Origin of the sequence: Mucilaginibacter frigoritolerans, from assembly GCF_007830615.1 — a bacterium.
Lineage (GTDB): Bacteria > Bacteroidota > Bacteroidia > Sphingobacteriales > Sphingobacteriaceae > Mucilaginibacter > Mucilaginibacter frigoritolerans.
This window is the reverse complement of sequence record NZ_VLLI01000018.1, coordinates 12,861-32,140: the sequence shown is the minus strand read 5'-3', so window position 1 is coordinate 32,140 and position 19,280 is coordinate 12,861. Positions and strand designations below refer to the sequence as shown.

Genomic DNA, 19,280 nt, shown 5'->3' with positions numbered 1-19,280 from the left:
ATTTTAGATTTAAACTTTTAAACCGCCGAAGGTGCTGAACATCATTACCAAAAGCACTATCAGGGTTATTATAATATAGAGCCTGTCCTTTTCAATAATGAAGCCGATTAACGAGAAAAGGATACGCAGAACTGGGGTTGCAATCAGGATAACTACACCCAATTCAATAATGCCTTTTGGGTTGAGATTTAGTGCCCCTTGCCAGATCTCTGCACCTGTAATAAACCTGGCTTTTTCGCCGGCAAATTGTTCGTAGTGGGGTAGTAGTGCACTGCCTGATATGTATAAATAAAGGATTCCGCCAACAAGTACAATGAGGCTGGCAATGACTACTCCATATCTTAATTGCAGGCCAATAAGCTGCTCGATATCCTGATCTGCAAAGCGTTTTTTTGAGATTATGTTTTTCATGGTTTTTAAAATTTGTGGTTATAGCCGTTAAAGATCATTTCAACCGCAACAAAGGCAATTGCGGTACAGAAAATGTATTTCAAAACTTTAGGATCAAGCCTTACAAGGAGTTTTGACCCGGTAAACGCGCCTGCCAGCACACCCAATACTACAGGGAATGCAATGCCTGCGTCCATATATCCGCGTTGTAGATAGACTACTGCGCTGGCAGCTGCGGTAACGCCGATCATGAAATTACTGGTAGTTGTGCTCACTTTAAAGGGGATATGCATGGTTGAATCCATGGCAAGTACTTTAAGTGCACCCGATCCGATGCCAAGCAAGCCGGAAAAAATTCCCGCAAGGGTCATGATAGAAAAGCCTGCTCCTACATTCTTTAGCTTGTAGCTTACTTCACCCTCTTTGGTCGGATAGCTATTATTCAGTTTAAGTGTATTGGCGAGTGCACTTCCTTCAAGCAATGCTTCCTTGTTCTTTTTTCTGAGCGTCATAGCTGCCGAGAATAATAAGATACTTCCAAAAAGGATAGCAATGGTATTGGTTGGGGTGTATACCGCTATGAGTGCACCAATTACTGCGCCTACTGTTGTAGCAATCTCCAGGAACATGCCCAGCCTGATATTGGTAATACCCTCTTTAACATAGGCGCTGGCCGCACCAGATGAATTGGCTATTGAAGCCAGCAGGGCCGCACCTATTGCATAGCGGATATCAACGTGAAAAACGAGCGTGAGCAAGGGGATAATAACAACACCGCCGCCCAGGCCGGTAAGTGAACCTACCAAACCCGCAAGGTAAGCACCGGCTAGCAGTAATAAAGTGAATGTGAGGATAGTCATGATCTTAATAGTTATTGTTTAAAATATACCGGATAATATCCAGCGCCTGTTTCTTTCTTTTACCAAGGATGGCATTATAGAGGTTTTCATGAAGATGATGGCTCATAGCAAAATGACCAATTCCCTGAATCTCGCGTTTGGCAAAGAAAGTTCGTATGGTTTGTGTGAAACTTTGGTAAAGACCGGCCAGTACAGCATTGCCCGATGCATCGGCAATGGCTGAATGAAAGGCGATATCAGCATTTGTGCAAGCTTCCCGGTTTTCATCCATAATGGCTTGTTTGCGGTCTGCAAGGTGATTGGCTATTACCTTCAGATCATCCGCAGTGCGGTGTTCAGCAGCAAGACGGATAATTTCTTCTTCCAGCAGGATTCGTACTGCATTTATCTCATCAAAATCAGCATTGCGCAACCGCTGATCCATCGCCACATCTTGACCAACTTGCCTTATGTAAGTCCCATCGCCTTGTTTTACTTCCAGTGTGCCTGTAATGGCTAAGCTTTTTACCGCTTCTCTTATTGATGATCGGCCAACGGTATATATTTTCATCAGTTCGGGTTCGGCAGGTATTTTTTCGCCTGCCTTATATTTTCCTTCCTGTATATCCTGCCTAATTCTTGTTGCCACCAGGTCAGAAAGTCTTTCTTTTTCCATTGTTTCTTAAATACAATACAAACATATGATGTATTATTAAAACATCATATGTTTGTATTGTATTTGTTGCTTAAATTACTTAATGCTGACAAAGAAATAATTATATAACCTTGTGGATGCTATAAACAAGGGTGTTTACGGGTCTATATTTCGTGTTATGTTACGAAAACGTTAGCGTAAATATTGTTGGGATAGAAGTATGTTTCGGTTTTAACAAGCTGTATCTTAGTACATAAACCAATTATCAACTGCAGTGAGCTGCAGTTTTGCAAATTGTTGCTAGCGGCCGCATGCATCATTTGCATTAAGTGAATTCATTATAAACCAATAATATCAACATTATGAAAATGAAAAAAATTCGTACAGGGATTGCTGTTGCCTGCTGTTTAGCGCTTTCCTTATTTATTTACCAATGTAAAAAGGTAGAAAACAGCGTGGCTAATACACCGCAGGCTCCTTCTTTAAAAAGTAAATCGCTGGCAACAGCTACTGGTTTTGTACACCCCGGCATATTAAATACCCAGCAAACGTTAGATTATATTGCCCAACAGGCTAACTCCAACAATGCCAGCCGACTGGCAGCCTATCAGTATGTACTTAATTACTGTAATGATCATAGCCCAAGCGGGCAGTACAAGGCTACCGTAACAGTAGCCGGTGGTGTAACTACGCCCGATGAAATAAGCTTCAAAGGGGATGCTTTATTATGCTATACCTTGGCATTACGCTGGGCCAAAACAGGTACAGCATCTTATGCCACTACGGTTAAGCAAATGCTGGACGGATGGGCAAGCGCATTCCAAAACTTCAACGTTACCGGCGATAACCCTAATCAGGCTTACCTGGAGGCTTCATGGGCGGCGCCGACATTTGCTGCCGCTGCCGAAATTATAAAATACTATATCCCGGCAAATGGCGTGGGCGGCGGCTGGACAACTGCTGAAAATACGCAGTTCTGTAACTTTCTGAACACTATGAAAGACAATTATATTAACCACGCTTCAGATCCAGGATATAATAATAACTGGAACATCTCAGAAGGATGGGCTAAAATTGCTATCGGTGTTTTTGAGGATAGTCAAACGGTTTATCAGAATGGCATAACCGTAATTGAAAATGTACTTCCCCTTGATATCGCGTCAGACGGATCATTGAATGGCGAAGTATGCGGTTCGCATGATGATTATGTACATTATCAATATTCTTTAACCGGATTAAGTTATGCAGCAAATACTTGTGGTATTCAGGGAGATTTATCTATTTATTCGGATAGCAATAGTCGTTTGCTTAGTGGTTTTAATTATCAGTATAAACTAATAAATGGTACCGTTACGCCTCCATGCTCGCCAAAAGGAAATGTATCAAACCCAATTTGGCCTGGTATTAATGTTGCCGACAGGCATTACAATACTGCCGAAACCAATTATATAGCCAGCTTATACGTGCCGGATAATGATGGGTTGCCAAATGGCGACATCAGCTTCCTTTGCTGGACAAACTATACACATCATAACGTACCGACAACTTTTTAAAAGAAGTTTTACCTAAACATTTATAGAAACCTGTTCTTATTAATTTGAGGGCAGGTTTTTTTAACTGTTTCTTTTGCGGATCATACTTAAAAATACAGGAGTAATGCCCAGGTAGGAGGCAATCTGTTTCTGCGCAATCCTTTGTTCTAGTTTAGGGTATTGCTTTTGGAACAGCATGTATCGTTCTTCTGCTGATTTTGAAAGATTGGAGGTAATACGATTTTGATATAAATTAAACCCGTTTTGGATCATTATCCGGAAAAAACGCTCCAGCTTCGGTATTTCTATATACAATTGCTCCAATACATTATAGCTCAGGTAAAACACCTCCGTATCTTCTAATGCAGCAATGGTATAAAAAGCAGGTGTTTGTCCGGAAAAGCTGGCTATGTCAACAGCCCACCAATTTTCGGGGCAAAATAGAATGTTGTGTTCTTCGCCATCCTTGTCTGTATTAAAAATACGCAGACAGCCTTTGTTAACAAAGCATATATGCCTGCAAATATCAAGTAAAATAGTACTCTTTTTAATAGTTTTATGTTGCAGCTTAGTTTTGATGGGCTCCGTTTCTGCAGCATCAAGTGCAACATGCATGGAAAAATTGGCAAGGATGAGCTCGTACATTTTAGTTTTTGCATAAAGATAAAATGTACGGCTCATTAATGGGAACAATAAAGCGTGTGCTGCTTATTCAAATCAAAAGAAACTTACAATGCGGGTGATTTGATGTTGATCGTTAAACTCAAAATAGTCAAACCCTTGCTTGGTTTCTTCCGGTAGTTGTACCTGCCAGTTATAGCGCCCTACATGGTGATGGTATTCTGGTTGGGTAAGTATTGAGAAGGTGCGAATAGGGGCCCGTTCCAGTGAGGTCTGGGCCAGTTCGGCAATGCCGTTAACCCCCTTTACCAGTTCAAAATTTGGGTCGGTATAGGTGGCATCGGCGGCCCAGCATTCGGCAAAATCTGCTTTAAATTGGTCAAGCCCTTTCCCATTCCAGGCGGCAACATATCGTTCAATCATTTCTTCAACTGAGGGTATCATCTTTATTAATTTTTAGTGTACTGCAAAAGAACAGCACCCTCAGCACAATAAAATTAAAGTAGTTTAATAAATGAAAATAGTAGCGGGAAAGGATATTGATAGACGCCAATACTGTTTTGATTATGCGAATTTTTCTTTCTTAAGCAGGCTAATAGCTCTTTGGGATTATTTTTTTGTTAGATAGAACCTGAATATTTTTTGCGCATATTGGTGAATATTGTTAATATGGTACCATTAAAACCCTAATTTATTAATGGAAAACACATTTTTTACTAAAGCCGAATTTAATGCCAGATTCGGCAAGGAGATGGATTCGGCAATTAGTGTATATGAGCAAAGGAGTAAAAGCGGAATGCTGGATTATTCTATGGCAAGCTACGACTTTGTATTTATTTCAGATGCGAGGGAGAAACTTGAGTCTTTAGGAAATCTCCTGCGGGAAAATTACAGCTATAAAATTGGAGAGGTTAGAAAAGGCGAAGAATACTGGGAAATAAGCGGTGATTCAACAGAATTTCCGGTTGATGAAAGTAACCTGATGTATTGGGCTTTGGATTTATACTGTAAGGGCTATAAATATGATTGCAAGCTTGATGGTTATGGAGCAATGGGCGATCCCAAAAATCAAACCTTTGCAGATGTGGAAACAAAAAATGCTGATTATTACTTCGAACTTGCTATGGAATCATATAATAATAGCAATCTGGGAATGTCAATAATTCATTTTTCAACGGCCATCAAAATAAATCCTGATGATCCTAATTCATGGTATTCCAGGGCGGCGGTAAAAGATCAATTACATACTTGGAAAGCAGCCAGGCGCGACTATGATAGGGCGATAGAATTAGCACCCGATTTTGTAAGTGCAATTGTTAACAGAGCGGCAAACAAAGATGAAGCAGGGGAATACCAAGAAGCTATTGGTGATTATTCAAAGGCGATTGAATTAGATGCTGAAAATGAGATGGCTTATTTTAACAGAGGCAATTCAAAATTCAATATCAACGATAAAAAAGGTGCTTGCGAAGATTGGAATAAAGCAAAAGAGTTAGGGGCTGCCTATGCTCAGGAGAGAATAGATAAGCACTGCAACGATGAAATTCCTCTGAAAAAGACTAAACGTTTTTTCAACTGGTAATTTCTCAACTCTTCTTAGATAGAAGCAGAGGAGTAGATTTATATCCCGGATTTTTTTTAAAACTTTAATCATAACTAAAAACACCCATCGGTTAAAAAAAACACCCTGCTGATTGAATTTATTTGAGGTTTCATAACGATAGCTGAATATTTACAGATATCTGTAAATTATGAAATCAATACTTATACTATTAACGAGCTTGGTAATTACAACATTTGCTGTGGCCAAACCGACCGATACGCTTGAAATTAAACGCGGCGATTTAAACATGCATGCCTTGCAATTGGGTAAGTATAGTTATATCCTTTACACTCAAAAAACCAGTACAAGCCCTGCGCAGAACATTACATTGGTGAAAATAGATGCAGAAGCTGGTCAATACCATGGTAAATCTGTTATTACGATTACACAGGAATGGGACCGGGATACCGTCATCCACGCCGCATCGTCTATTTTTAATGCCGAAGACTTTTCGACCATATTGCATGAATCTTACTGGAAACGGCTGGGCTATTCCATGAAGTTTGATTTTGAAACCAAAACCGCTGCGTTCACCGATAGAGGGGTAAAAGGAGGCATCCCCGATTCCATTAAAACAGTTGCCATTAATGATTTTAACCAGTCGTTTCAAAGCTATAACCTTAACTGGCATGCCGACCTCATTGTTTACCAGCTATTGCCTTATAAAGCAAACAGGACTTTTGTAATTAACTATTACGACCCCGGTTTTGGGAAGGCCGAAAAGGTGGCCTATACCGTAACCGGGAGTGATTTTTTAACCGATATACGCGGCCAAAAGATAGAATGCTGGGTATTAAACCATAATGACCCCGGTAATATCTATGAACGCTTTTGGATTGCCAAAAAAACAAACGAAGTTTTAAAAGAAGAAGATTCCAGCCCAAGAGGATTCCGTTATAAAGTAAAAATTGGGGTTAGTGGTCAACAGTAATGTAATTCGGCCGAAAATCCACTAAACCCAGCCGCCGTTTATCATGTCAGAAACAATTCCTTTGTGCCGTTTTCGTTCGCCTATGCAAATCCCTACAATGTGGATAATAATAAAGCCCAGGACAAGGTACATGGTAAACTCATGTACTTCCCTTATAAAATGCATCTGTTTTAATGCAGGTATATTGTCACTAAATGCCAGTGCCAGCCCGGTTATTGCCATCAGTATCAACAAAATATAAAACAAGATATATAACATTTTGATAAGCATTTCATTTCGGTTGGCAATGCGGTTTTCTTTGGTCGATAAAAAGGAACGTTTGGCTGCTTTAATTTTGCCGATCAGTGTTTTGTCTGCTAACCCAAAAAGTTCTATTACTATGCGGAATACCAATAGCGCTACCAAAACATAGCCTAAATAGGTATGTATTGCCCATACTTTATCGCTTAAAACAAAAGCGGCTGACCTCGTTTGATCATCCGAAACATTAATGCCTTTTTCTTTTAGTTTGTCTGAAATCAGGCGGGCATTCGCCCAGGGTTTAAGTACGGTTGAATTAACCAATACGGTTAACAAAGAGCCTGTAATAATAACTGCATTTGACCAATGCCATAAGCGAATTGAAGGGGAATATTTTTTAGTGCGGGTTATATCTGCGGATGTAATGGCCGCGGTTTCCTGATGTTCCATAGTCTGTGTGTTTATTTTACAATACGAATAAACTTCACAGACTTTAAGTATTAAAATGCAATAGACTACGACTACATACAAATCGACTATTAGCTTTTTTTAGTGGATAATGGGCATAATAACAATGATTTAGTTTATCGTCGATTAAAAAAGGGTCGTTGTCGGCTGCTTTCAGGTTATCATCGGTAAAAAGAGAAGTAAAAGGGGGGTATACCTCATCATTTAATAACATTTGGAAAAGAGAAAATTAAAATTTAATATTGTGTAACTAATTACGTATTTAATTAAATAATATGAATTTCTTTAACACGGTAGGGAAAATGGCAATCGGCAGCCGTTTAAGAATGCTGACAGATAGAATTACAGAAGATGCTGCTGAGATTTATAAACTCTATAAAATTGATATGCAACCAAAATGGTTCCCTGTGTTTTATGCATTATCGCAAGGCGAGGAAAAAACAATTACCGGTATTGCCAATGAAATAGGCCATTCGCATCCTTCGGTTAGTAAGATTATTAGTGAAATGAGCAAAAAAGGATTGGTCATAGAAAAAAAGGGTAATGCTGATGGTCGGCGAAATATGGTTCGTCTTTCTGAAAAAGGAGTGGAGTTTAACTTGAAAATTCAGGATCAATACAAAGATGTGGAAAATGCCATAGAAGAAATTTCAGCACAGGCTACAAACGACCTTTGGAAGGCTATTGAAGAATGGGAGTTTTTACTCGAACAAAAAACATTACTTCGCCGGGTTAAGGAACAACAAAAGCAACGTGAAAGTAGAAGCGTGAAAATAGTTGATTATAAACCTCAATATGCCAAAGCTTTTAAAGCGCTTAATGAGGAATGGATTTCGAGCTATTTTAAGATGGAAGAAGCCGATTATAAAGCGCTCGATGATCCCGAAGGTTATATCCTGAAAAACGGAGGTCATATATTGGTAGCGCTATATGAAGATGAGCCTTTAGGTGTTTGCGCTATCTTAAAGATACAGAATGGTGATTTTGATTATGAACTGGCTAAAATGGCCGTTTCACCAAAAGCACAGGGAAAGAATATCGGCTGGCTGCTGGGACTTGCAGCATTGGATAAAGCCAGGTCACTGGGGGCAAGCAAAGTTTACCTCGAAAGTAACACAATATTAAAACCGGCTATCAACTTATATCATAAATTAGGTTTCAAAAAAATTGCGGGTTATCCTTCTCCATATGAACGTAGTAATATTCAAATGGCGGTAGATCTGAACTTGCAATAAATGCTATAAAAGCCCTACCGGTTGTCATTTACGTTAAACCGCATTACTCATTTTCTACCAAACATAATGTCGAGATAGGCCAGTGAGTTGTCTTTAACTGTAATTGACTTTTACACATGGATCGCCCTATTATAACTACCCGGTGGGTGCCTTGCCAAACTTTTTCTTAAAAGAATGTGAGAAATGAGAGAGTGTTTCAAATCCAAGGTCAAGATAGATTGCAGATGGTTTTTTATTCTTTTTTTCTATAAGATGTCGGGCCTCGGTCAGCCGTTTTTCCTGCAGCCAATGCCGGGGCGACATATCGAATGTCTTTTGAAAGTCGCGCTTGAACCCTGCAAGGCTTCGTCCTGTGAGCTGTGCGAATTTTTCAACAGGGACATTGAAATGAAAATTATTGACCATAAATTTTTCCAGATCCATTTTATAAGGCTCGGAAAAGTCAAACAGGAAATCCTTAAGCTCAGGCATGGCATGGAGCAGTAATTGCACCCCTTCTTTCACTTTTAGCATGCCCAGGTCCTTTGTTGTATTTTCTTCCGGATTATGGACATAGGGTATCACTGATTGGAAAAAGCCACGCAGAAAATCGTTTCCGGGAATAAGAATATTGAGTGGCCCCGTGTATTTTTGCCTGCTCTCTATTTGTTCCTCCAGGGCGAACTTCCTGAGCATGTCTTCTTTCAGAATAATGATAATGGTTTGGTAATCCTTACCGTCCAGTGGCATTTTGGTAATTTCTCCCAGTTGATTTTTTCGTATCAGCAACATCTCGCCTTTTTTCATCGAAATTTTTTGGGCGGCGGTTTCCAACGTAAAATGACCGGAAACTTGTAATACTAAGGTGCTATGCTCAAAAAAACCCACTTTCTCTTTTCTCATGGCCGAGAAATAGGAGTAAAAGATTACTCCCGGGACTATTTCAGTTGGATTAATCATTAGGTAAAGATATAAAATAGGCGGGGCTTTTGCAGCCCCGTCCACTATCGTTGCAGGTAGGTACCGCCAAGTATTGCACCCTGAGAAAATTGCGTGTTAAGGGTATTCATGTCTTGCGGAGTGAATTCGATCTCCATGGCTTGTATGTTTTCCGGCAGCCGTGATCTGCGGCTCATGCTAACCAATGGCATGATATGATCGCCCTGTGCATTCACCCAGGCAATCGCCAGTTGTGTAGGGCTGTATCCTTTTTCCTTTGCCATTGTTTTAAATACTTCTACCTTTTCCAGGTTCTTTATCAGGTTTTCTCCCTGAAAACGCGAAAAGTGATTATGGTAATCATTCGCCGGAAGAGGAGCTTTCATCTCACCCGTAAGCAAACCTTCCGCGGTATTGGCAAAGGCTACAACCCCTATACCCAACTCTTTAGCCGTAGGCAGCAGATCGCTTTCTATCTGGCGGTCAGCCAGCGAATAGCCAATTTCCAATGCTGTTACAGGGTGTATACTATTGGCTTTGCGCAGTTGCTCAGCAGTTATTTCAGAAACGCCAAGGTGTCGCACTTTTCCTTCTTTAATCAGGTCGGCTACAGTTCCGATCACATCTTCCACCGGAACGCTGTTATCCAATCTGCACGGCTGATAAAGATCTATAGTATCTATACCCAAACGCACCAAAGAATAGTTGATGAAATTCTTGATGGCTATAGGGCGCAAGTCCAATCCCAACCATTGACCGTTGTGGAAAATGGCGCCAAATTTTACACTGATGAAGGCATCATCTCTTCTGCCTTTGATGGCTTTGCCTACCAATAATTCGTTGTGGCCAGCACCATAAAAATCCCCGGTGTTCAGGAAATTGATACCGCTGTCTAATGCCATTTGAATGGTAGCAATACTTTCATTCTTGTCATTCACCGGGCCTCCCCAAACAGACGACATGCGCATGCAGCCTAGTCCTAGTTTAGACACTAGCGGGCCATTTTTGCCAAGAGTTATTTTTGTTATGTTATTCATAGCTGATATTTTATATGTTAATGATGCAAAGATCAGCTTTATATCCAATGGGCGATTTCTTTCATGGCTCAATTTACTTGTCTCTATAGCTCATGGGTTCCAATATATCCGGCGATAACAGCTTAATCCCTCCACTTTTGTCCGTCCGCTTACTTGATGGCCTCATCTCCGGACGAACGGACAAAACAACTAAGCATCTTCCGCTTAAACACATAAAAGCCCCAAATCTTTTCAATCTGAGGCCTTTATTTCTAAAAAGTATATTTTAATGCATGTCAGTTTTTGACACTGCCTGGAGTTGATACAGGGGGCGTATATTTAGCAGTGCCGTTTACAAATGGCGACTTAACATCACAAATAGCCAACTCGCCCACATAGCCTTCCTTTCTGATGCTTTCACTAACAACTGGGCGGTACTTGTTTTCAGCCACACAAAATAATATGGCTATGCTATGCTTCCCCGTATTATCTTTAATGGATAACTTGCACGATTGTAAAGCGTTCACTGCTGCTTCGTCAAAGCTGTTTCCTGCGCTTTGTGCTACATTTACATCGCTTATTGTTCCGTTAACATCAAGATTGAAGTTTAAAACAACAAGGCCGCCTGTAAGCGCTTTTTTAGCCTCTGCGGGATATGTTGTATTGTTGAGCATATAGTTATAAAATTGATTGACATATGGTGCCTCCAAATAGGATGTGACGTTAAAAATGTAGGCCAACCTACTGTTGTCAACATTTTTTGGGTGCATGAATTGTATGATAGAGGAAGCTGCTGACGGGAAGGTATAGCCGTATTTGTCCTTAAGGAGTTTGAGATCAGCTGTTGTACATTTGTTCCGGTAATACCAGGTAGCCTCACCGTTTTTATCATAAATTACAACTTTGGCTTGTGCCATGTTATTATCGTCGCCCGGAAAACCAATACCGCTCTCATCATACTCGTATCCTTTACTGGTACGGCTCACAGGATATTTATAATTAGTTATTATCAATTCTCCGGCAAATTCAGGGTCTTTCCCGAGCGAATCAGTTTTAAATATTGAATAATTATCTGTGAAAAAATAAACGCCTATTTTGTAATCTTTACCAGGGGCATCGTTAACAACGCCTTTATAGGAATTAAAACCATTTAGTGCAAGTGCATCCAGTTTAGTGCCCCCGCTTTTAGTAATTTTAGCATTAGTTATATGGCGTTCTTTATCCAGCGAGAAGCCCACTTCTACCAGCCCACCTTTTTCACCTTTGGTTGAGGTATAGTGTATGTTGTTGTGTAAAAAATGATCCAGCAGGTAATAACCGTCAATATTTACAATTGGTAAAATTAATTGCCCGTCTTTAGTTGTAAATCTTGTACTATCCTCAACTACTTCTACTTTAATATGATGTTTTTTTAATAGTAAGGTTCTGTCGTTTTTTGTAATGGTACCGGCTGTATAAACTATTTTTTGATTTTTTTGATCGACAGAAAACTTGTCAGCTATGGTGATTATCCCGTTTTGCGTTATTTTTAAATGTTTACGTTTTTCTGTATAATTTGTGTTCACCATGGGATATCTGCCTGTCGATTTTACAATTGCAGGGGCAAGGTCTACCAGTCCGTAAGTTTTACTGAATACAAGTGTTGATGTACCTAATAGTACAATGCAAATTGGAATTGCTACCAGGTACTTCAGCCTTGCCAAATTACCCGAACGTTGTTGATTTAACATGATTATTCTCTTTTTTAATTGGTTGTAATTGAAAAATGAATGGGTAATTGACGAACCGCGGGAGCCGTAAGCATTGTTTAGTAAAAAAGAAGAGTAGGTTAGTGTATCGGTTTCGTAAGCTGCGGTATGCTCATCGGCAATATATTCATGTACGGTCTTTAAGCTGTTTTGCAGTAGGTACACGAAAGGATTAAACCAGTTTATGACCTTTAGTAATTCAAGAAATATAATATCTGCAGAGTGTTTCTGGCGAACATGTACCAGTTCATGCCTGATTATTGTGTTAGATAAAGGAACGTTGAGACTCACAAAAACATAATTGAAAAATGAAAAAGCGACATCTGTTTCGGTTAAATAAATTACCCGGTATTTGCCTTCAACAACGCTTTCCCAATTACGTGTCAGCCTGAATAAAGTGTAAAGTTTAATAAGAAATATAAAAAGCAAAATGGTTGCACCAATAAGGTAAGCGTACCATAAACCATGCTGTAAGGTAAAATGCGATTCAATTACGGGATCGGGTGTGTTTATAACAGATGCCGGATACTTAACAATTTTTACTTCAGGGGCTATGGTATAATTGATAGAACTTAGTTGATAATTGATAGCACCTTCAGATTTTGCTGATTTAACGGGTCGTAATGCACCTAATTGTAATACTGGCAGTATAAACGCAGCTATACAGCTAAATATTAAATAGGCCCGGCTTAGCTGATAATGGGTATTACGTTTTAAAAGCAGGCAGTAGGCTAAATAAAATACAGCGAGGTATGCATTTGCTTCTGCAAGGTAATATAGCCAGTTCATTTCTTTTTGCGTTTAAGGTCCTCAATTAGTTGGGTTAACTCATCCAGTTGTTGTAAATCCAGCTTTTTCTCGTTGGCAATAAATGATACTAAACTTTGATAAGAGTTGCTGAAGTAGTTGCTCATCATCTTGTCGAAGGTGAACTTCTTATACTGTGCTTCGCTGATCAAAGGAAAATATACATGCGTGTTACCGTATGCTTTATGGTCAATAAAGCCTTTAGTTTCCAAAACGCGTACCACAGTGGATACGGTGTTATAAGCTGGTTTAGGTTCAGGCATTCGCTCAATGATCTCTTTTACCATGGCTTCTTTTAATTGCCATAATATCTGCATTACTTGTTCTTCTGCTTTAGTGAGTTCTTTAATATGCATAACAAACTATTTTTATAGTTAAACAAATTTATAACTATTTTAATAGTTTGCAAACTATTAAAATAGTTTTTTAATTAATTGAAAAATTGCTTGGTTACGACCGCTAACCTGTATGGAAATAGGTGTATAAGAATTGTAAAACACTAAGGGCATTGTTAATTATTTTAAGAGCTGCTGAACAAAATGTGGATGTTTCACCTCAGTTTAAATTGACTGCGAATGTGTATAATCTGCTTTTGTCCGTCCGCTTACAGATGGCCTCATCTCCGGACGACCGGACAAAATTCTTTATTGTTTAAAAATGAGCCTATTATATTGATAAATGTTTATCAAAACGATAGGGTGCTTATTCGCCTAAAATCCTTTAAAAGCCTCTTTAAATGCATTAGGAGGTGCTTTTTATATCTGGAATGTATCAGGCATCCTTTTGGCATAAGTGCATTGACGCTACGGTTGCTAAACATTATAACCTGGCACATAACATTAATAAATAATTACTAAAATGAAAAAATTTATATTTCCGATGATCACAGTTATCATCATGGTATTTGGATTTACAACTAAATCAAATGCACAAAAACAATCAAATGGCTTGTATTTAACTTATAGCGATTACGTAAATCATAAACTGAGCTACGGCAGTGTTGTTAAAGGTGATAAAATAACTATTCATGATTTCCTGGAAGGGAATACCGTTACCGTTGTAAGTAATGGCGCCAAACAAACAATTGCTAAAAATGAAGTATTTGGTTACCGTGAAAACAACCACGACTATAGGTTTCAGGACAATAAAGCCTACCGTATAGTTGATACTACTGGTGGATTTTATCTTTATAGTCATGATAAATTAACCCAGCAAGGTAAAGGGCCTAAACCGGTTAGCATGGTGTATTTCAGCACTAAAGCAGATAAAGGCATCCTTTTGCTTACACAGGAAAATGTTGATAATGCCTTCGCCTCAAATTATAAATTCAAAAACATGGTACAGGCCGAATTTAAAAATGATAATGATTTAACTGAATATGATAATTCTTTAAATCAATATAAAATAAAGGAATTGTACACCGAAACGATTAAATAATAAAGCCTGTTTATAGAAGGGGACATCACAGTCCCCTTTTTTTATATTGCAGAATATCACTTTAATAAATAACTTGGGATATTTTGTAAAATAGCTGATTTACAATAAATATAATCAATAATGCTTGCTGATAGTTTTGGCTTTGTTTTGATCTTCCTGGTAACGCTATTACTGGCCGTACCGCTTGGCGCTTACATGAAGCGCGTTTACAATAATGATAAAAGCTTCCTTGATTTTTTAAAACCTGTTGAAAAGCTGATATTCAAATTTTGCGGTATCGACCCCGAAAAATCCATGTACTGGAAGCAATACCTGCTTGCATTATTAACCATACAGCTTATTTGGATATTACCCGCATTTGCGGTTTTGATGTTGCAAGGAAAGCTTTTCCTTAACCCTGCTCATGTAAATGGTATGGAATGGTCCCTTGCATTAAATTCAGTGGTGAGTTTTTTAACCAGTACCAATCTTCAGCATTATTCGGGCGAAAGCGGTGCAAGTTACCTTTCACAAATAGCGGTATTTACATTTTTACAATTTGTAAGTGCAGCTACCAGCCTTGCAGCAGGTGTTGCCGTTGTAAGAGGTTTAACTGCTGACCCTGAAACATCGGTCGGCAATTTCTTCAATGACTTTTTGCGATCATGTACCCGTATATTATTACCCTTATCGGTTATTGTGGCCATTATATTTATGGCCGATGGTATGCCCATGACTTTCAAAGGCCCCGATAAAGTTATTACCCTTCAGGGCGATACAGTTACCGTAGCTAAAGGTCCGGTTGCCTCCATGATACCCATAAAGGAGCTTGGCTCCAACGGTGGTGGTTTTTTTGGTGCCAATGACGCACATCCTTTTGAAAACCCCAGTTTTGCCACCTTTGTAGTGCATTTTATCATTGTACTGCTATTGCCATTGGCGTTTGTGTTTTTCATTGGCTATTACCTTAACCGGAAAAAATTTGCGTGGATGCTTTTTGGGGTGATGACGGCAGGTTTATTATTGCTTATTATACCCATTGTTAAAGAGGAAGCTAAGGGCAATCCCCGGATAACTGCTATGGGAATTAACCAGTCGGCAGGAAATATGGAAGGCAAGGAAGTGCGTTTCGGTGCCAATTATTCTGCCTTTTATTGTGCCGAAAACATAGCTATACCAGCCGGTACAGTGGCATCGGTACATGATAGTTATATGCCCTTATCTTCTACAGCTATGCTCATAGGCATGCAGATTGATGCCTTTTTTGGTGGTTTAGGCACCGGCTGGATCAATATGTTTATGTATTTAATCATAGCAGTGTTTATTGGTACTTTGATGATAGGCCGTTCGCCTGAGTTGTTTGGGAAAAAGATCAGCACCAAAGAAATGCAGGTTGCAGTAAGTGTCAGCGTGCTTCAGATATTTGTGCCGGTAGTACTTGCCGCTATAGCTTGCTTTGTTTATGTAAATAAAACAGGTGGTGGTGATACTTTAGGCTGGCTTAGCAATAAAGGTCCGCATGGCTTTACCACCATGTTATATGAGTTTATATCATCAGCTGCCGGTAACGGATCTAACTTTGCAGGTTTGGGTAACAATACATTGTTCTGGAACCTTACCACATCAATAGCCATGCTGTCAGGTCGTTTTGTCCCCATTGCTGGTGCTTTTATGATAGTTGGGTTAATGAAACAGAAAAAATTTATCCCTGCATCACTGGGTACTTTGCAAACCGACTCGGCAACATTTGGTGTTTTTCTGTTGGTGATGATTCTAATCCTGAGTGCGCTTTCATTATTTGTGATTCTTATGGCTGGCCCAATAGCTGAACATTTTATTCTGCATTAAAAACTTATTATAATGACTTAGAAGATGGAACAGAAATCAACAGGAGATCAATCATCAGAAAATGATGCTCCTATTAACTTTTTAAATGAAAAAGTACTGGTGCAGCTTGAAAAAGCTGATGCTAATCCATTTGTAAAGATCAGCACGCCCGACAAAAGAATCCCGTTTATTGTATTAGCAAATGGTGGTGTTGTTGCCGATATCACAGCAATGAATTCAAAAGCTATTGCGGAAAGTCTGGAGGCGGATATTCCTGCCGATAAATTACAGGGCGGCGCAGGTTATATTGAGGTATTTCACGGAAACAAATTATTAGTGTTCCACCATATCGAAAGCGCTTTCTTTGCAAAGCAATGGCTGGTAGATGATGTTGCTTCGGCCCTGCAATCCGAACTGAATTTGTATTATCCAGGTTATATCATCCGCTCCCGGTAATTGACTTTTTGGGAGACATACAATTTGCCTGGTAATAACCTTCTGCTTTTTAATGCCTACCCAATAACAAACCAACGGTCAGCAGCTTTTTGCAGCTCGCTGTAATTCGGTTCGCTATCCGTTGCCCAGACTATGATCCCGTCTGGACGAATGAGTACGGCACTCAAACCTAACTGATCTTTTGCACTTGCTGAAACATATTGTATTTGATTGCCATATTCATCTGCCAAAGTTTTGAGTGAAGCATTGCTGTTAAAATCAAGCAGGATGCTTTTACCGCTGTGCATTAGTTCGCCAATAGTTGTACCATCTTCCAGCTCAAAGTTGGGAACGCTGTGGCCCGCTAATGGGTGGTTGCTGCCCAGATGATAATGCGTGAAAATACCCCATACCCTTGCTGCAAAATAGGTGGCACCATCACGGGTATTCATCAGGTCGCTGATAATAGCATGGAGTGCCCGGGCTTGTGGCTCCGGCTTCATGATGGCAACCTGTGCACGTGACCAATCCAGCACCTGTACGCCAATTGGGTATCGTTCGGTATAATAACTGTCCAGTAGGCCTTCGGGAGCTTTGTTGTGGATGGTTGCGGCCAGCTTCCAGCCCAGATTCATGGCATCGCCCAGGCCAAGGTTAAGCCCCTGCCCACCTAATGGTGCATGAATATGTGCCGCATCGCCTGCTAAAAGTACACGTCCGTTGCGGTAGGTGGTGGCTTGCCTTGCCCGGTCTGTCCAGGTGGTTGCGGTATGCAGGGTGCTGATGCTAACATCGGTGCCTGATACATGGCGAAGCACCTGCTGCACGTGTTGCAGTGTGATAGACTCATCTGAACCGTGGAATGCCCCGCCGTCAAAATCCTGTATCACCAGGTAACCCGGCTGCGATTGCAGGTACATGCCCCTTGCTGTCACGGTACGGCCCGGATTGAGCTTCTCCGGATCGCTTAGGTCAGCCTTAACAGTATAGCCTGTAAATTCAGGCTCGGTACCGGCAAATTCAAAGCCGCCCATCTTGCGCACAACGCTGCGTGCTCCATCGCAACCCACCAGCCATCGGCCCTGAAAAGATTGATCATCAGCCTGAACAGTTACCCCATCCGCTGTTTGCTGGAAGTCGGTAATGGCGAGTCCACGTTTGATTGCTACACCCAGAGCCTCTGCCCGACGGGTAAATACCGTTTCCAGTTCCTCTATTTCAGAAATTAAACTGGGAGCAGTAGAGCCGGGCAGGCGATACGTCCATTGTGAGGTATCAACGTTGCCATCAACAAATGGAATGCCGGCGAAATGCCCCGCCTGGCGATTGGCACCTTGTTTGGCATTTTGGTGAGGGTTTTTAATACGTTTATGGATCTCCAGATCTTTTAACAGATCACGGCGGTAAAGGGTTTCGATAGTTGGTGCCGAGAGTCCCCGTATGCCGAAGGGGAGTTGTTTTAGGGGAGAGTGCGGATTGTCCGCCTTTTCCAGTACCAGCACCGAACATTTGGCCAGTGCCAGTTCACAGGCAAGGAATAGACCCACGGGACCTGCTCCTGCAATTATTACATCGTAATTAATATGGTTATGTGCAGGTTTATTGCCTTGAAGTATTGTGTTCATTTATAAAATATTGAAGCACAAAAGTGGGCAATGCCCCAGCCTTAGGATTGTACAAACGCGACAAAATCACTGCTTAAGGCTTGCTGCCCTTGCTTAGCCTTTCGGGCAAATGCCGCTGGTGTGGTGCCGCTGTAACGTTTAAATTCCCTGCTGAGGTGTGATTGATCGGTATAACCCAGCTCATGCGCAAGACCTGCAAGGCTGGTATGGGGATGATGCCATAGGTGATTGCGCACCTGTTCAAAGCGGATAAGGCCCGAAACATCCTTAACAGAATAGCCGGATGATTGCTTAAAGTTGCGTTCCAGCGTACGTACCGTAGCATGGGCCGCTGCTGCTACGCCGCTCACGGGCATGGTGCCTTTAGCATCCCGCATGGCAGAGCCGGCCTTAAACAACATGCTGTTGGTAGCCACGTGTAACCGTGCATCCAGAAAATACTGCTCTACCACTGCGAGTGCTTCAGCTACCTTGCCGGCGGTTATAAATTTATTCAGGGTGGGTTGGAGCCGGGCAACAGGGTGCTCAAACGTGCGTACACCATCTTTACCGGGAGGCAAGCCAAGCAGGTCGAACACCGTCCAGGGGAAGCAGCGGATGCCAATAATTTGCAAACGGTTTTTAGAATAAAAATGAACAGGCTGATTAAGCAAACCCATCATAAATGGCGATGGTAATGGTTGCAGATCACCGTTATGGGCCATGCTGAACAGATCCCCGAAATAAAATATAATTTCGGCATACCCATCAGGCTGTACCTCAAACGCAGATGGCTGCTGGCCCGAATGCCTGGTGTTGTGCCAAAAGCACTTTATGGTATCGCGTAGCGCTTCAGGAGGTTCAAATTCTTGGTGCTGCATGTTCAAAGATAGGGGGTTTTGGGGATTGGATACAAGCTATCTGCACCAAACGTTTATTAAACCTCCAACCCTCTTTTGTCCGTCCGCTCCCAATAGCCACCTCTCCGGACGACC

Annotated in this window: 19 protein-coding genes; 7 read left to right on the top strand and 12 right to left on the bottom strand. The window is 40.8% G+C overall.

The window, feature by feature from the left end; translation table 11 throughout:
* Window positions 1–9: 9 nt before the first annotated feature.
* Genes JN11_RS22420 through JN11_RS22410 form a run of 3 tightly spaced genes read right to left on the bottom strand, consistent with a single transcriptional unit; the run spans window position 10 to window position 1,905 of the window.
* Entirely contained in the window at window positions 10–411 is a 402-nt protein-coding gene (locus JN11_RS22420; RefSeq protein ID WP_144916332.1) for a DUF1634 domain-containing protein, read from the bottom strand.
* A 5-nt stretch (window positions 412–416) separates the two neighbouring features.
* Entirely contained in the window at window positions 417–1,250 is an 834-nt protein-coding gene (locus JN11_RS22415) for a sulfite exporter TauE/SafE family protein (RefSeq protein ID WP_144916330.1), read from the bottom strand.
* Window positions 1,251–1,254: 4 nt separating this feature from the next.
* Window positions 1,255–1,905 carry a FadR/GntR family transcriptional regulator gene (locus JN11_RS22410; protein ID WP_144916328.1) on the bottom strand — a complete coding sequence of 217 codons (651 nt, stop codon included), beginning with the start codon at window positions 1,903–1,905 and terminating at the stop codon, window positions 1,255–1,257.
* Window positions 1,906–2,246: 341 nt separating this feature from the next.
* On the opposite strand from JN11_RS22410, the gene JN11_RS22405 reads away from it, so the two are divergent.
* A complete protein-coding gene (locus tag JN11_RS22405; protein ID WP_144916327.1) occupies window positions 2,247–3,437 on the top strand; it encodes an alginate lyase family protein in 1,191 nt (396 codons plus the stop codon).
* Window positions 3,438–3,497: 60 nt separating this feature from the next.
* On the opposite strand, the gene JN11_RS22400 is transcribed toward JN11_RS22405, so the two are convergent.
* The gene (locus JN11_RS22400) at window positions 3,498–4,097 is read right to left on the bottom strand and encodes a Crp/Fnr family transcriptional regulator (protein WP_246139078.1); all 600 of its coding nucleotides are present in this window, start codon (window positions 4,095–4,097) and stop codon (window positions 3,498–3,500) included.
* Between the two features lie 36 nt (window positions 4,098–4,133).
* On the bottom strand, window positions 4,134–4,481 hold the full coding sequence (locus JN11_RS22395; protein ID WP_144916326.1) for a nuclear transport factor 2 family protein: 348 nt from the start codon (window positions 4,479–4,481) through the stop codon (window positions 4,134–4,136).
* Between the two features lie 253 nt (window positions 4,482–4,734).
* On the opposite strand from JN11_RS22395, the gene JN11_RS22390 reads away from it, so the two are divergent.
* Window positions 4,735–5,619, top strand: coding sequence for a tetratricopeptide repeat protein (locus JN11_RS22390; protein WP_144916324.1), 885 nt, complete (start codon window positions 4,735–4,737; stop codon window positions 5,617–5,619).
* 169 nt (window positions 5,620–5,788) lie between these two features.
* Window positions 5,789–6,571 carry a DUF3108 domain-containing protein gene (locus tag JN11_RS22385; protein WP_144916323.1) on the top strand — a complete coding sequence of 261 codons (783 nt, stop codon included), beginning with the start codon at window positions 5,789–5,791 and terminating at the stop codon, window positions 6,569–6,571.
* Between the two features lie 21 nt (window positions 6,572–6,592).
* On the opposite strand, the gene JN11_RS22380 is transcribed toward JN11_RS22385, so the two are convergent.
* Entirely contained in the window at window positions 6,593–7,261 is a 669-nt protein-coding gene (locus JN11_RS22380; protein ID WP_144916321.1) for a cytochrome b/b6 domain-containing protein, read from the bottom strand.
* A gap of 293 nt (window positions 7,262–7,554) precedes the next feature.
* On the opposite strand from JN11_RS22380, the gene JN11_RS22375 reads away from it, so the two are divergent.
* Window positions 7,555–8,514: a bifunctional helix-turn-helix transcriptional regulator/GNAT family N-acetyltransferase gene (locus JN11_RS22375; protein WP_144916320.1), complete on the top strand. Its 960-nt coding sequence runs from the start codon at window positions 7,555–7,557 to the stop codon at window positions 8,512–8,514.
* 135 nt (window positions 8,515–8,649) lie between these two features.
* On the opposite strand, the gene JN11_RS22370 is transcribed toward JN11_RS22375, so the two are convergent.
* The 4 genes from JN11_RS22370 to JN11_RS22355 all read right to left on the bottom strand — a co-directional run bounded on the left by JN11_RS22370 (window position 8,650) and on the right by JN11_RS22355 (window position 13,359).
* Complete coding sequence (locus JN11_RS22370) at window positions 8,650–9,396, bottom strand: helix-turn-helix domain-containing protein (protein WP_246139077.1); 747 nt, start codon at window positions 9,394–9,396, stop codon at window positions 8,650–8,652.
* 101 nt (window positions 9,397–9,497) lie between these two features.
* Window positions 9,498–10,469, bottom strand: coding sequence for an aldo/keto reductase (locus JN11_RS22365; protein ID WP_144916317.1), 972 nt, complete (start codon window positions 10,467–10,469; stop codon window positions 9,498–9,500).
* Window positions 10,470–10,744: 275 nt separating this feature from the next.
* Window positions 10,745–12,985, bottom strand: a complete 2,241-nt coding sequence (locus tag JN11_RS22360) for a M56 family metallopeptidase (protein ID WP_144916315.1) — start codon at window positions 12,983–12,985, stop codon at window positions 10,745–10,747.
* On the bottom strand, window positions 12,982–13,359 hold the full coding sequence (locus tag JN11_RS22355; RefSeq protein ID WP_144916313.1) for a BlaI/MecI/CopY family transcriptional regulator: 378 nt from the start codon (window positions 13,357–13,359) through the stop codon (window positions 12,982–12,984). Before JN11_RS22355 ends, JN11_RS22360 begins: the two co-directional genes overlap by 4 nt.
* A 502-nt stretch (window positions 13,360–13,861) precedes the next feature.
* Between JN11_RS22355 and JN11_RS22350 the strand changes: the two genes are divergently transcribed.
* The 3 genes from JN11_RS22350 to JN11_RS22340 all read left to right on the top strand — a co-directional run bounded on the left by JN11_RS22350 (window position 13,862) and on the right by JN11_RS22340 (window position 16,702).
* Window positions 13,862–14,440 carry a hypothetical protein gene (locus JN11_RS22350; RefSeq protein WP_144916312.1) on the top strand — a complete coding sequence of 193 codons (579 nt, stop codon included), beginning with the start codon at window positions 13,862–13,864 and terminating at the stop codon, window positions 14,438–14,440.
* Window positions 14,441–14,560: 120 nt separating this feature from the next.
* The gene (gene kdpA, locus JN11_RS22345; RefSeq protein ID WP_144916310.1) at window positions 14,561–16,267 is read left to right on the top strand and encodes a potassium-transporting ATPase subunit KdpA; all 1,707 of its coding nucleotides are present in this window, start codon (window positions 14,561–14,563) and stop codon (window positions 16,265–16,267) included.
* 24 nt (window positions 16,268–16,291) lie between these two features.
* Entirely contained in the window at window positions 16,292–16,702 is a 411-nt protein-coding gene (locus tag JN11_RS22340; RefSeq protein WP_144916309.1) for a hypothetical protein, read from the top strand.
* A 56-nt stretch (window positions 16,703–16,758) separates the two neighbouring features.
* On the opposite strand, the gene JN11_RS22335 is transcribed toward JN11_RS22340, so the two are convergent.
* Both JN11_RS22335 and JN11_RS22330 read right to left on the bottom strand, forming a co-directional pair.
* Entirely contained in the window at window positions 16,759–18,306 is a 1,548-nt protein-coding gene (locus tag JN11_RS22335) for an FAD-dependent monooxygenase (protein ID WP_144916307.1), read from the bottom strand.
* 41 nt (window positions 18,307–18,347) lie between these two features.
* On the bottom strand, window positions 18,348–19,166 hold the full coding sequence (locus JN11_RS22330; protein ID WP_144916306.1) for an AraC family transcriptional regulator: 819 nt from the start codon (window positions 19,164–19,166) through the stop codon (window positions 18,348–18,350).
* Between the last annotated feature and the right edge of the window lie 114 nt (window positions 19,167–19,280).